At 43.2% G+C, this 14,673-nt stretch carries 12 protein-coding genes; 9 read left to right on the top strand and 3 right to left on the bottom strand.

Translation table 11 applies throughout. The annotated features are described in order from the left end of the window. Window positions 1–325: GIY-YIG nuclease family protein (locus tag X939_RS0115540; RefSeq protein WP_229236072.1), on the top strand; the 325-nt coding region annotated here is incomplete at its 5' end. Between the two features lie 184 nt (window positions 326–509). Here X939_RS0115540 and X939_RS0115545 read toward each other — a convergent pair. Both X939_RS0115545 and X939_RS0115550 read right to left on the bottom strand, forming a co-directional pair. Then, a complete protein-coding gene (locus tag X939_RS0115545) occupies window positions 510–1,385 on the bottom strand; it encodes an alpha/beta fold hydrolase (RefSeq protein WP_025764211.1) in 876 nt (291 codons plus the stop codon). A 103-nt stretch (window positions 1,386–1,488) separates the two neighbouring features. Continuing rightward, the gene (locus X939_RS0115550) at window positions 1,489–2,052 is read right to left on the bottom strand and encodes a TetR/AcrR family transcriptional regulator (RefSeq protein ID WP_025764212.1); all 564 of its coding nucleotides are present in this window, start codon (window positions 2,050–2,052) and stop codon (window positions 1,489–1,491) included. A 452-nt stretch (window positions 2,053–2,504) separates the two neighbouring features. Between X939_RS0115550 and X939_RS0115555 the strand changes: the two genes are divergently transcribed. The 5 genes from X939_RS0115555 (at window position 2,505) to X939_RS0115575 (ending at window position 10,829) form a co-directional block, all read left to right on the top strand. Next, a complete protein-coding gene (locus X939_RS0115555) occupies window positions 2,505–3,101 on the top strand; it encodes a sigma-70 family RNA polymerase sigma factor (RefSeq protein WP_052353476.1) in 597 nt (198 codons plus the stop codon). Window positions 3,102–3,107: 6 nt separating this feature from the next. Then, window positions 3,108–4,085 (top strand): FecR family protein, encoded by a 978-nt coding sequence (locus tag X939_RS22515; RefSeq protein ID WP_025764214.1) that lies wholly within the window; start codon window positions 3,108–3,110, stop codon window positions 4,083–4,085. Window positions 4,086–4,217: 132 nt separating this feature from the next. Then, the gene (locus X939_RS0115565; RefSeq protein ID WP_025764215.1) at window positions 4,218–7,559 is read left to right on the top strand and encodes a TonB-dependent receptor; all 3,342 of its coding nucleotides are present in this window, start codon (window positions 4,218–4,220) and stop codon (window positions 7,557–7,559) included. Window positions 7,560–7,579: 20 nt separating this feature from the next. Next, the gene (locus X939_RS0115570; protein WP_025764216.1) at window positions 7,580–9,283 is read left to right on the top strand and encodes a RagB/SusD family nutrient uptake outer membrane protein; all 1,704 of its coding nucleotides are present in this window, start codon (window positions 7,580–7,582) and stop codon (window positions 9,281–9,283) included. 10 nt (window positions 9,284–9,293) lie between these two features. Beyond that, window positions 9,294–10,829, top strand: coding sequence for a sulfatase family protein (locus tag X939_RS0115575; protein WP_025764217.1), 1,536 nt, complete (start codon window positions 9,294–9,296; stop codon window positions 10,827–10,829). A 56-nt stretch (window positions 10,830–10,885) separates the two neighbouring features. Here X939_RS0115575 and X939_RS0115580 read toward each other — a convergent pair whose 3' ends face one another. Continuing rightward, window positions 10,886–11,716 (bottom strand): helix-turn-helix domain-containing protein, encoded by an 831-nt coding sequence (locus tag X939_RS0115580; RefSeq protein ID WP_025764218.1) that lies wholly within the window; start codon window positions 11,714–11,716, stop codon window positions 10,886–10,888. A 203-nt stretch (window positions 11,717–11,919) separates the two neighbouring features. On the opposite strand from X939_RS0115580, the gene X939_RS0115585 reads away from it, so the two are divergent. Genes X939_RS0115585 through X939_RS0115595 form a run of 3 tightly spaced genes read left to right on the top strand, consistent with a single transcriptional unit; the run spans window position 11,920 to window position 14,659 of the window. Beyond that, a complete protein-coding gene (locus tag X939_RS0115585; RefSeq protein ID WP_025764219.1) occupies window positions 11,920–13,080 on the top strand; it encodes a cytochrome P450 in 1,161 nt (386 codons plus the stop codon). A 10-nt stretch (window positions 13,081–13,090) separates the two neighbouring features. Beyond that, entirely contained in the window at window positions 13,091–13,399 is a 309-nt protein-coding gene (locus X939_RS22520; protein WP_044199728.1) for a 2Fe-2S iron-sulfur cluster-binding protein, read from the top strand. 9 nt (window positions 13,400–13,408) lie between these two features. Further along, window positions 13,409–14,659, top strand: coding sequence for an NAD(P)/FAD-dependent oxidoreductase (locus tag X939_RS0115595; RefSeq protein WP_025764220.1), 1,251 nt, complete (start codon window positions 13,409–13,411; stop codon window positions 14,657–14,659). Window positions 14,660–14,673: the final 14 nt, after the last annotated feature.

The raw sequence follows: 14,673 nt of genomic DNA on the forward strand, positions 1-14,673 counted from the left end.
CGCGTCTTCAAATCCTGTCATCCCGACCAAATTGAAGAAAGGCTGTCTGCAAAGACGGTCTTTTTTTGTAAATTACTATATGAACTTCATAGTTTATATTTTGTATAGCCCTTCGTTGAGAAAATATTACGTAGGGCAAACGCAGGACTTGGCGGTTCGGCTCGAGCAACATAATGCTGGAAGAGGTAAATTTACTTCTTCTGGCTCTCCTTGGACCTTGGTACATCAACAGTCGTTTGAAAAGAGATCGGAGGCTGTTCGCTTGGAGACTGTTATTAAAAAGCGGGGTATTAGGCGTTATTTAGAGTCCATTTCACCATTTTGATGGAGTAATCTATCCATATGTTAACTATCCTATTTTCTTCCAACTTCATCCCAGAATTTTGGATTACCTAAATCGGTATGAACCGGGTGAATGCTTCATGGCGGTTCAATATTACGGGTTTGCAGGACCAGTCCTCGACCTACCTATATATGGGCGCTTCAGAAGAAACGATAGATCGGAAAAATTACTCCTTCGCCGTCTCTTGCGTAACCCTTTCCATAAAATGCCTCATTTTCTCAATAATAATCTCTCCATCTTCTTCCAAGACGAAATGGCCGGTGTCGAATAGGTTATAGTCGATCTGATTAACGTCTTTTTTATAGGCTGTGGCCCCGCTCTCTGGGAAGAATGCGTCGTTCTTGCCCCAAACAATTAATAGGGGTGGCTGATGGCTGCGTAGGTATTCCTGCCAGGCAGGATACAGTTTCAAATTATTTTGATAGTCGTAGAACAGGTCCATGCTGATCTTGTGGGCGTGAGGCTTCGACAGGTTCAGATAATCCAGATTCCAGGTGTCAGGATTAACATTTTCAGGATTGCGCGTGCCGTGGGTGTATTGCCATTCCAGTGCTGCCAATGTAAAGGTCGGTGCTAATGCTTTCTCCGTTTCCTCATTTCTGTTGGCCCATAGGGCTCTGATATCCTTCCAGGCTTCACCCAGCCCTTCTTCATAGGCATTGCCGTTCTGGTTGATGATAGCCGTAATCCTATCTGGATGCGCCGTTGCAATTCTAAATCCTACCGGAGAGCCGTAATCTTGTATCATTAGAGCATATGTCCTTAACTCTTTTTGTTCCAGAAATAAGTTTATCGTGTTGGCTATGTTGTCAAAGGTGTAATGGTATTCCGAGGGATCGGGATAGTCACTGTTTCCGAAACCAGGATAATCGGGCGCTATTAAATAATAGGCATCGGATAATTGTTCCAGCACTTTTCTGTATTGATGAGAGGAAGAAGGAAAACCGTGCAATAGAATAATAGTAGGATTCTGCGGATTTCCGGCCTCCCGGTAGGCGATTTTGACACCATTAACATCAGTTTTTTTGTATTTGGTTCGCATAATAAGATGGGTTTTGTTTTGAATTAATTGCTCCTTTTTGATCCTCAATGATCTATAGTAAATAATATACCGAACATTCGGTAAATTATTTATTTAAATTTTTTTAAGTCTTCAAATACCTTTTTTCAATATTGATCAAGGCTTTTTCAAAGATGCTGCTATCATCCAGGGCTTTCGTCAAAATTAGACTCCCTTGTATATCAATTAAGGATTGAACCGCCAACTCTCTGGCCTTTGCTGGTGAGAGGCTCAGATCCTTGCCCAGCTTGGTAAATGCTTCAATCCAATCATTAATGCCTTCCCTGATATTCTCCTGAAAAAGAGACAAACCTTGTTGCATGGAAAATGCTCTGAAAATGCAGGTTTCCTTTCCTCCGTCATACAAAGTTCGGATTTGAGCCAATGCGTCTGTGAGCCTTATACTGGGTTGGCGATCGTTTATGGTGAGGGCCCTGAACACATTATTTTGTACCCATAGATCCATGTGAGAAATTACAGCTTCGGCCATTTCCTGCTTTCCATTGGGGAATCTATGGTATAAACTAGCCTTTTTTAGTCCAGTCACTTCGGCTAACTCATTCAGACTTGCCCCCTCATACCCTTTGCTTCTGAACACGGTGGTAAGCGCCGTAATCAAATCTTGATCTAAAATTTTCTGTGGTCTCATACAACAAAGTTACAGTAAAATTGAAATATACCAAACGTTCGGTAATTATATCTTGGAAATTTAGGAATTGGAGAACATATTTGATATTGCGTCGCCAGTAGGTATCCTATCCTATATGAATATGGAGCGCTACCTAATATGGAATTATTTATGACCCTCCGGCACGGTGTCCAAGCCATGATAGGTTACGAAGGTTAAGAGACGAAGCATATACTGAAAGAGCCTGTTTTAATATACAGGAAGAGTAAGAAGAGTATTAAATTAGTAAATGACGGAAGAATGCTACTTTACCCAAGTAAGGGGAACACCTTCCTGCCTTATTCTAATATGAAGGAATGAGAAGGAAATCCTGAAATGTTTCAATCTTTAAGAAAGAAACGTCTTCAATAACTTAGTCGTTATCTTCTGACCGACGATATTATTCAAAAAAATCTTGAATAAATATTAGGGAAATGACCGCTCCATGGAACCTTAGCAAAAAGGATGAATTCATGCATGACTCCCATACTACAGATAGCGAACTTGTATCTTCTCTGAAAGGAGGGGATGAACACGCCTTTGAAATGATTTACCGAAGATACTGGAAGTTTCTTTATCGCTATGCCTTTCGTCAGTTGGGTGTGAGAGAGGAAGCGGAGGAGGTAATACATGACCTTATGACGTCTTTATGGCAGAATAGACAGCAAACCATAATTCAAAATCTGAAAATATATCTGTTTATTTCAGCGAGAAATTTGATAAATAAATCCATTAGGTCGCAGATTAATTTAAGAAGATTCAGGGAGCATCAGATGATCCAGGGCATAATCGATCATACAGACGATGATATAACCTGGAGTGATTCTGACTTACATACGGCAATCGAACAGGTATTGCAAAAACTGCCTACAAAAACAGCTCAAATCTTCCGAATGAGTAAACTGGAGCTGCTTCCTGTAAAAAAAATTGCCTCAAAAATGGAGCTTTCCGATAAGGCAGTTGAATATCATATTACCAAGTCTATTAAGATGCTTAGGCAGCATCTTTATCGGTTTCAATCCCATAATTAAGCAGTCATGACACAGCAAGAATTGGACCGGATCATACAGAAATATCAAAGGGGCTGCACTAGCCCCGAAGAAGATGACTTACTCGAGGAATGGGCGAATAGTCAACTCGAAGATGGAGAAGATATTGTATTAGCGGAGCGGAATCAAATGGAGGAGGGCTGGAGAAATATTTGCAGACAAACTGGGATGCAGAGGCCATGGCCCGGATGGAAGATGCTAGGTATATGGTCAGGATTAGCCGCTACTGTGGCTATTGGTATGCTCTGGATTATACAATCCGATTTTATTGGAAAAAAAGTGCATCATGGAATTGAATCTATCAATATGGCTGCAAGTCCTCAAAAAGTAATTTTACCAGATGGAAGTCTGGTTTTTCTGGAACAAGGAGCTAAGGTGGTAACTGATCAGAGTTATGGTGATTCTCTTCGAACGGTATATCTAACAGGGGAAGCCTTTTTCGATATAGTTTCTAACCCGAAACGCCCTTTCAGGGTTTATGTAGGGAATTTGGTTACAGAAGTATTAGGTACTAGTTTTCGCATCCGCCCACAGAAGGCTAATAGTACTGTTGAGGTTTCTGTTAGCACAGGGCGGGTTTCGGTTTATGATTGCGAGATAGATCAGCATTTCAAAAAAAATGGGGTGATTCTCACACCAAACCAAAAAGTAGTTTATGATACACAATATAAGACCTTAAGGTCGGACATTGTCGACGATCCTAAACCTGTGGTGCTTGATAGTCAGGATATTATTGCAGAGTACGATGAAGTATCCTTCAGTGATATTCTTAAACAAATGCAGCAGATTTATGGGGTCGAGATCGTCTTATCTAACCCCGCGTTGGGAAAATGTGCTTTTACAGGGAATTTGCGGGGGTTATCCATGTTTAAGCAACTCGACTTGATTTGTGGTGTAGTCAATGCCCATTATGAAGTAAGAGGTATTACCATATTTATTTCCGGAACAGGATGTCCATCGGAATAGAAAGAGTAAAACCGGCAATGCGTCAACATTACCGGTTTGTTATGTGCTCAATGCAAATGGCTGTTTGCATGCCCGTGGGCTTTAGAGCACACCCGTTTTAACGTCATGTCTAACCTAAAACTATGTGAATGTATGTACAATTCTTTACAGATTCCAATTTTTCTTTGGACCATTATGAAAATTTCTTTCCAACAGTTCGTCCTGCTGCTGCTCTTTTCGGGGCTTACATATGCACGAGATGCGCTAGGGCAGGAATTGTTAAAAACGAATATGACGATTATGGTGAAAGAAGTCCCCTTGAAGGCAGTATTGCACCGTATAGAGAAAAAGGCACCCCTGCATTTTGTTTATAGCTCCAGTTCAATAAACATTCATCAGAAGGTAAGTGTCAACGTAGAAGCCAGGCCATTAGATGAAATATTAGGAACGCTTTTGACGCCGCTTTCGATAGGCTATAGAATATCAGAAAATAGAATTATGCTTTATGAATCTCAGCAAAGAATAATTCCCCCCGCAATGGACAAACTTAAAAATTCTCCACCTCAATTATTAGACGTTAAAGGAGAGGTAATTGATGAAAAAGGAATGGGGTTGCCAGGGGTTAATATTCTGCTCAAGGGGACTTCAATAGGTACTACAACCGATGCTGAGGGAGCTTTCTTTATCTCTATACCCAGAAATATCTTAGAACCTACCCTTATGATATCGTTTATCGGTTATGAAAGCCAGATGATAGCCCTAGATAATAAGGACTTCGTATCTATTCAACTCCAACCAGATGTTCAGGCCCTGGGGGAAGTAGTGGTAGTGGGCTATGGTACACAAAAAAAGAGTGATCTGACTGGATCTGTTGCGCGGGCAAATATCGATGCCTTTCGGGAATCACCAAATGTCAATCTGGCCCAGTCCTTGCAAGGAACCGTACCAGGGCTGAATATTGGTCAGGTAACCAGTGCAGGGCAAAGTCCTGCCATATCTGTAAGGGGGAGGACAACTATTAACGGAAATCAGAATGTACTTTTGGTTGTCGATGGCATTATATTTTCGGGTAGTATGAGCGATCTTAACCCTGCAGATATAGAGTCTGTAGATGTGTTAAAAGATCCTAGTAGTATGGCCATTTATGGGGCCCAGGCAGCAAACGGAGTTATCCTGATTACTACTAAAAGTGGGGGTAAAGAAAGTAAACCTGTATTTAATTATTCTGGAAGTTATTCTACTCAAAATCCAAGTAATGCGCTCACGTTATTAGATAGAGAGGGGTTTTTAAAGAAGTCTGCCGATATCGATTGGAAAAAATCATTTTTGGCTCCTGATTATACTACGCCCAATCCGGATTACACCTACTTAGATGTTGTCAACGATCCTCCTCTCAGGGAGGGGTTTGAAAATGGGTCTAATTATAACTGGTGGGATAATACCACGGGGCCAGGTTTTATTATAAGCCACAATTTAAGTGTACGAGGTGCCGGAGAAAGGACATCCTACTTTCTTTCTGGAGGATACACCAAACAAAAGGGCTTTGTAATGAATGATAAATTTCAGCGCATTACAACCAGAATTAATATAGAAAATAAGGTCTTTGACTGGTTCAAAGTGGGGACTCAGACCTTCGCCTCCTTTTCCGATTTCTCCGGAGTGGCTCCAAACTTATATGGTATCACCATCATGTCTCCATTGGTTAAGCCTACCAACGAGGATGGCTCCTTTATCCTGAACCCGAATGGTACGAATAATGCTAACCCCTTCTTGGTAGCCCAAGCTGCTGATTATGATAAAAGAAATAGTTTGTTCGGGAATGTTTACGCTAACATAGATCTCCCATTTATACGCGGACTTTCTTATCGTTTAAATTATGGACATACCTTGGCATGGACCCGTCATTTTGGAAGTAATCCTTACTCGAATGGAGCAGCAGGTGAGGCATTTAAGATCAATAGCAATTCTTATGACTGGACATTGGATCATATTTTAAACTATAAAAAAAATATTGGTGAGAATCATAAGCTGGATTTAACAGTAGTTGCGGGCCGCAGAGAACGTAATTATGAAAATACGAATGCCACAGGATCAAACTTCACCAATTTGCGATTAAAATATCATGATTTGAGCTTAGGAGCTATTAAAAATATATCTTCTTCGGCCTGGGATGAAAGTTATATTTACCAGACGGGAAGGATCAATTATGAGTTTAAGTATAAGTATCTGCTTACTGCTACTTTAAGACGAGACGGTTTTTCGGGCTTTGCCGAAAATGCTAAAACGGCTCTTTTCCCTTCAGTGGGGTTAGGGTGGGTGCTCAGCGAAGAATCGTTTATGCGTTCACCTGCCATCAATCTCCTCAAATTAAGAAGTTCTTACGGCACCAATGGTAATTTAGTGAACCGATATGCATCTTTAGCCCGATTGAACATGTATCCCGCCTATGTATTTGGAGATGGTGGTGGAACCGAGTTTGGGCAAATGGTAACGACCTTGGCTAATCCCGACCTCTCCTGGGAAACCACCACAGGTTTCAACTTCGGTCTGGACTTTGCCATTTTGAAAAATCGAGTTTCAGGAAATCTGGATTTCTATTCTACTAAAACGAATGACCTGATCTTTGATGTCAATATCCCTGAGGTAACAGGTTTTAATAAAATAACCTCTAATGTAGGGAAAATAGCCAATCGAGGAGCGGAACTGGTTTTGAATGGTAAATTGATAAGCAAAAGGGAATTTAGTTGGGATATTAATTTCAATATCGCCTCTAACCAGAATAAAGTAGTTTCGCTATTAGGACAGGATAATGATGGGGATGGTAAAGAGGACGACTTGGTGGCAAGTGGATTGTTTATTGGTCAACCCTTGGGTGCTATTTATGATTATGAGTCGGAGGGGATCATTCAGCTAGGAGATAGCGCACCCTCTGGATTCTTTGTGGGTACGCATAAAATTATAGATCAAAATAACGATGGCTTTTATGATGCCAATGACCGGGTAATTCGAGGTAAGAAAGAAGCCGCTTATAATTTTGGTATCTTAAATGAATTGAAGTATCGGAATTTTAATTTTCGATTTTTCATAAATTCTATTCAAGGCGGTCGTCAGGGCTATTTGGGGTTAAATATGCCTACCAGTTTGGGCATAGGAGATAATATCAGACGGAATAATCTTTGGAAGGAATTCGATTACTGGACACCCTCCAATCCCAATGCGCGCTACAGAGGGCTAGACCAGGGGCCGGCTACGGAATATAATGTGTATGGCAATAGAAGTTTTGTACGACTTCAGGATATTACTCTATCCTATAACATAGACAAAGAAAAGTTAGAAGCGCTGCATATACAGGATATAAAATTGTTTGTGAGTGCAAAAAATTTAGCTACCTGGACTAATTGGGTCGGCTGGGATCCGGAAACCGGTAGCGGGCTGGATGCCAATGGACGACCTGTCATGCGTGCATGGACCTTGGGTATTAACCTCCGATTTTAAATTCCTAAACCCTTAGAATTATGAAAATTTCAAGCCTTATACGCATCCTGATTTTATTACCAGTATTCTGGATAAGTAGCTGTAATGAAGAAGCTATATTAAAGGAAATTCCACTGGATTTTGCAAGTCCTGAAAATGCGTTCGTTACTAAAGAAGACTTTGATTTGGCAGTGAATGCACTGTACGATCTGACCAGAGGGATCCTGTCGGATGGCGAGCACAGACCACTCGATTATATTTATGGGACAGATTTGGGGTATAATGCGGCACAACAACTCAACGAGCGATTCGGAAGTTATCCTGCGACGCTGACTCCCAACTCGGAGCAGGCACGTTTTCACTGGCAACAGTATTACAAAATTATTTCGAGTGCTAATATTATTCTGAACAGATTGGAAACTTCAAGTTTGGGTCAAGATCAGAAAGTATTGATACAAGGGAAATCCCGACTATTCCGAGGCCTTGCTTACCGAAACCTCACACATCTTTACGGTGGGGTACCCCTTGAACTGGAAGAGGTGACCACTGATAAAAAAAATTATGTGCGGGCTTCCAGGGAGGAAAGTTATCTGCAAGCCGTCGAAGATCTGGCCTTTGCAGCAGAAAATCTTCCTGAAATAGATAAGGTGAAAGATGGGGAAATAACCAATTTAGCAGCCTTACATTTATTGGCAGAAACGTACCTAGCGCTGCAACAATTTGATAAAGCGGTACAGGCCGCTAGTCTTGTAATTGACGATCCGAATACGGCATTAATGACTTCTCGGTTTGGATCCCGGAGTACTGAGCCGGGAGATGTCTACTGGGATTTGTTTCGACGTTCTAATCAGAACCGCAGCGCAGGAAATAAAGAAGGAATTTGGGTTTTTCAATATGAGGTAGATTTGCTGGGAGGTGTCATAAAATCGTCGGCTAAGGAAGGGCCTCAGCTGGAGCGGGATTGTGCGCCACGACCCTATAGTTTCCCTTATAAGGATCCAGCTGGTATTACTCCTTTTTTATCCTTGGGAGTATCCGACTACACAGGAGGCCGGGGCATTGGGCGATTCCGGGGGACAGACCATTTTGTCTATGGGATCTGGACGTTAGATTGGAAGGATATGCGAAATTCCGAATACAATTTCGTAAGAGATGTGAAGTTTAATAATCCAGCTTCGGAATGGTATGGGAGATGGATTTCCGAATTCGATATTTTTAAGCAGCGCACCGACGACACCATACGCAATTTTTATCCCTATCAGTCTAAAGTAACCACTCCGGGCAACCATCCCTTAGAGCTGTTTGTAGACCCGATATTAAAGACCTTAAATGCCTCTTCTGCCGGGACCACTTATACCGATCAATATTTTATTCGACTGGCGGAAACTTATTTAATCCGTGCAGAGGCCTATCTGGGAATGGGGAACACGAGCTTGGCAGCAGAGGATATAAACATTATTCGAAAAAGGGCCCAGGCTAAACTGGTAACGCCCGCACAGGTGTCGATCTCTTTTATTCTTGACGAAAGAATGCGGGAGCTAGGAGTAGAAGAAAAGCGAAGGTTGACTTTAAATAGACTGGGGTTGCTTTACGATCGAACGAGCAAATACTGTAACGGACATCCTACAGCAGCCAAATTCGGGGTTGATGTGGCTCCTTATCATAATGTTTTTCCAATACCCTATTCTGAAATAGAAAGAAATACAGGCGCTATCCTCGAACAGAATCCCGGTTATGCCAACTAATTCAAGTAATATGCATTTTATACTCCCCAAATTTATTCTATCGGCAGCGTTGTTGGTCGGTGCATTAGGCTTTGCTTTTGTGGGTTCCAACACCACTCATCAACCCGGTAAACGTCCGAATATTCTCTTCGTGATTTCTGATGACCAGTCATTCGCCCATGCCTCAGCCTATGGTTTTAAAGCAATCAGTACCCCTGCTTTCGACAGGGTGGCTCGGGAAGGAGTATTGTTTACCAATGCCTTTGTGGCTTCTCCTGGGTGTAGCCCCTCACGGGCAGCTATTTTGACTGGGAAAAATTGTTGGCAAGTTGGCCCCGCAGGTACGCATGCGAGCACCTTTCCTCGAGACCTTCAAATATTTACGGATGTACTGCAGGATGCGGGGTATTTTGTGGGGCTTACGGGCAAGGGATGGGGACCGGGAAAGGTTCTTGAGAGGGAGCACAATCCGGCTGGCAAACAATATGACCGCCATACCTTGACTGCCCCTAAAGGCATCAGTAATAATGACTATGCGGCGAATTTTCAGGACTTCTTCGAACAGAAATCTCCCAATCAACCTTTTTGTTTTTGGATGGGTGCCCAGGAGCCTCACCGTCGCTACCCCACTGGCATCGGTCAGCGTAGCGGAATGAAGCTTTCCGATGTTCAAGTCCCCAGCTTCTTGCCCGATCAGGATGAGGTAAAGTCCGATATGCTCGACTATCTATACGAAATTCAATGGTACGATAACCATTTGGGAAAAATACTTTCATGGCTGGAAAAACAGGGAGAGCTAGAAAATACCCTCGTGGTGGTTACCTCGGATAATGGTATGCCCTTTCCCAGGGCAAAAGCGAACTGTTACGAATATGGAGTTCATGTGCCCCTAGCCATTCGGTGGGGGGCAAAGGTAAAGGGGGGGAGGGTCGTCAACGATCTGGTGAGCAGCCTGGATTTTGCTCCCACTTTTTTGGATGCCGCTGGGATTAGCCAAAAGACCATGAAGCTTGAAGGTAGAAGTCTTATGAATATATTAAAAAGTAATCAGTCGGGGACTGTCGATAAAAAACGTACAGCCGTGTTTGCCTCACGTGAACGACATTCGTCCTCTCGATGGAATAATCATGGCTATCCTCAGCGTACCATCAGAAAGGCTCAGTTTCAGTACATCTGGAATGTGCATCCGGAACGTTGGCCTGCCGGGGCTCCCCAAAAATATGAAGAGGATGGTAGCCTCGGGCCCATGCATGGTGCTTATCACGATATTGATGATTTTGTGGAATCTCCTCTTAATATTTTAAGAGACCAGGCAGATATAGCCCCGTATTTTCATATGGCAGTAGACAAGCGCCCAGCTGAGGAGTTATATGACATTCAGAACGATCCCGGATGCTTAAAGAATTTGGCTCAGGATCCGACTTTTGAAGGGATTAGGCGACAAATGGCTAAAGAGTTACAGGAATACTTGGTGAAAACACAGGACCCACGTACCACCTCCAACGGCGAAATTTTTGAGTCTTACATTCGATATAGCCCCATTAGAAAGTTTCCAAAGCCAGAATAAAGCAAACGCTGATTTTTACTATGAACGGTAGTCTACCTGCCGTTCATTCCATTTCTTTAATGCCTCTGTCTATATTTCATAGGGGAGAGCCCATGAAGTTCACTGAACTTTTTATGGAAAAACGGTAAAGACTCGTAGCCGCAGGCAAAACCTATCTGCGATACAGAGGCATCACTGTCCAACAGCATGCGGGTGGCGATGTTGATGCGGTACTCGTTAAGAAAAGCAAAAAAGGGGCGGCCCATCATCTTAGTAAAAAATCGGGAAAAGGATTGTTCGGACATGCTGACTAAATCTGCCAGCTCATTCAGATAAATTTTCCGATGAAAATTTTGCTCTACAAATTCATGAATCTTTGCCATACGGTTGCCATATTCTGACGGTAAATCATTGATAAAGCTGGCTTCGGATAGCGTCTGATAGGGGCACTCTGTAAGGGTTATCAGTATTTTTAATAAAAACAGATAGCGGAAATGACCATCCAGCTCAGGTAGCCTTTTGACCATTTTGATAACGGGTTCTGTATGATTATGGTCAAATATAATCCCTTTCGCGGCCGCCTTAAGCAGGTCGTGAATAGGGGCAAGTTCAGGTACTTTCGGATAGGTAGCCAGGTCCCACTGCACTACAAACGACTGCGCATCATGCTTCTGATTGCTGCTATTTTTCCAACAATGGGGGAGGTTCGAGCGTAGTAGTACCAATTCTCCCGGACGATAGGGGCCCACATAGTCGCCAATAAATTTGGTGCCCAAGCTCTCCTCTATGTAGGTCAACTCGTGTTGAGGATGAAAATGCCAGGGTGTTTCAAAATTCCTTTTTTTATAATGAAAGCTTACAATGCTCCTCTGGTCGCCAACGTATATGGGTTCTAAAATTGGTTTCATATGGCTTGCTCCCCATTTATCCGGGTCCTGGATTCTATCTCTTGTCGAGGATTTATATTCTATTTTGTAGTAAAAGGTTAAAATTAAAGAAAAATTGAACAGAATTGTTTATAAAATGATCAAGTCTACATATGTATTGGGAATATTTAAGCTTCATCTTTGTATGGTGAAAATAAAATCATATACATACAAATTGGTACATTATGAAGAATAGCGTGCTTCCGGACCCTTTTGCTAGTGCAAGAGAAAAGAGGGGTTTAGGTGAAATGGTCGACCAGAACGATCCAGTGACGATGGTACTTCGGCATAAGGATGTGAGAAAATGTGCGCATCAATATAAGACCTTCAGTTCCGAAGATATACCGGGCAGGATTGTAGTTCCTTCGGAGGTAAATATCAGGGAAACGCGTCAGCTTCCCTTTGAACTGGATCCTCCCCGACATGGAACTTACCGGCAGCTACTCGAAGCATGGTTTAAGCGCCCTCTGCAAGCCGATTATCAGTCCATACTCAGGAAACAGATCGAGGAACTAATTGGTCAGGCTTTACTTCAGTCGCAGGTTGAAGTAGTGAGCGAGCTGGCTCTACCTATTCAGTCGCATGCCCTTACTTTGCTTCTCAATACCTCCCATGAAGAAGCACAGAAATGGATATCCTGGGGCACACATGTATTTCGTAGTGAAGGAGAGGCTTTGGACGGTGACAAGGCCATGGTTTTATATGATTATATAGATGAGCAGATCGAAAGGGCTGTTCTTCACCCAGGCCAGGATTTATATTCCGTACTTCTGGCATCTGAAATAGATGGTCGAAAAATGACTAAGGAAGAGGTCAAGGGAGTTCTCGTTCTGACCTTTGCTGGGGGCCGTGATACGGTAATCAATGCCGTTACCAATGCTATCGCTTATTTAGCCGACCATCCGGGCGCTTTAGAGCGCTTCCGCCAGGAACCTGAAATTATAGGTCGAGCGGTGGAAGAAATGATTCGTTATTTCTCCCCTTTGACTCATATGGGCCGGGTCGTGAAAGAGGATACGCAAGTATGCGAACATGCTATAAAGGCAGATAGCCGTATTTCCCTGTGCTGGGCCTCGGCCAACAGGGATCCTGCTGTATTCGAAAATCCCGACGAAATTGTTCTGGACCGGAAGATCAACCCCCATGTTGGTTTCGGATTTAGCCATCATAATTGTCTTGGAGCTACGCATGCCCGACAAATCATGAAAATTCTGCTTTCGACCTTGGCCGAGAAAGTGAGTACCATTCAAATACTGAAATGTAAAGAAAATATAGAGATGCTCAGCGACTTTCAAAGGAAGGTGGGTTACGATACTATTCAAGTGAAATTTAACGCAATAAAATAATTCTAGCACTATGGCTCAAATAACGTTTGTTACAAGCGACAACGATAGTATTACGCTTGAAGGTACCTCTGGATCGGTAATGTCCCTGGCGGTAGGCCATGGGGTAAAGGGAATAGATGGCGATTGTGGAGGAGTTTGTTCCTGCGCTACCTGCCATGTTTTCGTAGCTCCCGGCGATCTGGAAAAAACCGGTCCGGCCTCCGAAATAGAGACGGATATGTTGGAACTTGACGATAATGCTAACGAATTCAGTCGGCTTTGCTGCCAGATAGAAATAAGCGACGCAATAGATGGAATTGTATTAACGGTAGCCAAATAACATTTAAAAATGTCAGCAACAGAGTCAAATGGTGGTAGATGTGTGGTGATTGGGGCGAGCCATGCCGGGGTAAACTTCGCCTTTGCCCTCCGCAAGGAAGGTTGGGAAGGTGAAATTCAGCTCTTCGATGCCGATCCAATGCGCCCATACCACCGACCACCACTTTCTAAAGCCTATTTGGCTGGCACAGACAAAATCGAGAAGAACCTGTTAAAGGCTGAGGAAAGCTATGAAAGAGAGAAGATTGATCTGCATTTGGGCATCAAGGTAGCAGCTATTAAACCTGGAGAAAGGACTATTCAGCTCGACGACGGGCGTAGGGTCGCCTACGACAAACTGGTACTTGCTACTGGTGCTAGGCCGCTGCTGCCTCCTATTGTTGGCATCGAAGCATGTAGCCGTGTATCAGTGTTAAGAACGGCTAGTGATGTCGAACATATCCGGAATAAAGTTAAGGAGCAAGTTTCGAGCAGGGTGGTCATTATTGGTGGTGGTTATATTGGTTTAGAGACTGCTTCTTCTCTAAGTAAAATGGGGGCCTCGGTAGTTGTCTTGGAAAGAGAGGAACGGATCCTGGCGCGGGTTACTGCACCCTTTATGTCCGATTATTTTCAACGGCTTCATGCAGCGCATGGCGTTTCCGTTCTGACTTCTAAGAACGTGGTATCTATTGGCTCGAGTAGGGAATGCGGGATAGTAATCTGTGATGATGGGTCTCAGTACCCAGCCGAATTAGTGATAGTAGGAGTGGGCATCCAGGTTAATCAGGAGTTGGCAGAGCAGGCGGGCCTCATTGTAGAAAATGGAATTCGAGTCGATGGAAGGGCTCAGACAAGCGACCCGGCCATTTATGCTATTGGCGATTGTACCAATCATTTCAACCTGCATTATCAACGTTTTGTGCGGCTGGAGTCGGTTCAGAACGCTGTTGATCAGGCTAAAGTCGCCGCCGCAGCCATAGCAGGGAAGCAGCCAGTTTATGACGCCCTTCCTTGGTTTTGGTCCGATCAGTTCGACACGAAACTTCAGATCGCTGGTTTGTCGGCGGGATATAATAGGATCTTGACCAGGATAGAGCATGCGCATTGTTTCTCTGTCTGGTACTTTAAAGACGATACGCTGTTAGCAGTTGATGCGGTAAATCATGCGAAATCCTATGTGGTGGGAACTAAGTTGTTAAAGGATAAGCAGAAGGTAGATGTAGCCAGGTTAACCGATCGGAATATCGACCTTAAAGTGGCTAACCTCATTCTGGAATAGTGTAGAGCAATAAT

The organism is Dyadobacter tibetensis Y620-1 (genome assembly GCF_000566685.1).
Taxonomy (GTDB): Bacteria; Bacteroidota; Bacteroidia; order Cytophagales; family Spirosomataceae; genus Dyadobacter; species Dyadobacter tibetensis.

What these genes read in the sequence shown, in the direction of transcription:
- X939_RS0115545 (WP_025764211.1), bottom strand. Translation starts at nt 1,385, where the DNA reads ATGCGAACCAAATACAAAAAAACTGATGTTAATGGTGTCAAAATCGCC.
- X939_RS0115550 (WP_025764212.1), bottom strand. Translation starts at nt 2,052, where the DNA reads ATGAGACCACAGAAAATTTTAGATCAAGATTTGATTACGGCGCTTACC.
- X939_RS0115555 (WP_052353476.1), top strand. Translation starts at nt 2,505, where the DNA reads ATGACCGCTCCATGGAACCTTAGCAAAAAGGATGAATTCATGCATGAC.
- X939_RS22515 (WP_025764214.1), top strand. Translation starts at nt 3,108, where the DNA reads ATGACACAGCAAGAATTGGACCGGATCATACAGAAATATCAAAGGGGC.
- X939_RS0115565 (WP_025764215.1), top strand. Translation starts at nt 4,218, where the DNA reads ATGTACAATTCTTTACAGATTCCAATTTTTCTTTGGACCATTATGAAA.
- X939_RS0115570 (WP_025764216.1), top strand. Translation starts at nt 7,580, where the DNA reads ATGAAAATTTCAAGCCTTATACGCATCCTGATTTTATTACCAGTATTC.
- X939_RS0115575 (WP_025764217.1), top strand. Translation starts at nt 9,294, where the DNA reads ATGCATTTTATACTCCCCAAATTTATTCTATCGGCAGCGTTGTTGGTC.
- X939_RS0115580 (WP_025764218.1), bottom strand. Translation starts at nt 11,716, where the DNA reads ATGAAACCAATTTTAGAACCCATATACGTTGGCGACCAGAGGAGCATT.
- X939_RS0115585 (WP_025764219.1), top strand. Translation starts at nt 11,920, where the DNA reads ATGAAGAATAGCGTGCTTCCGGACCCTTTTGCTAGTGCAAGAGAAAAG.
- X939_RS22520 (WP_044199728.1), top strand. Translation starts at nt 13,091, where the DNA reads ATGGCTCAAATAACGTTTGTTACAAGCGACAACGATAGTATTACGCTT.
- X939_RS0115595 (WP_025764220.1), top strand. Translation starts at nt 13,409, where the DNA reads ATGTCAGCAACAGAGTCAAATGGTGGTAGATGTGTGGTGATTGGGGCG.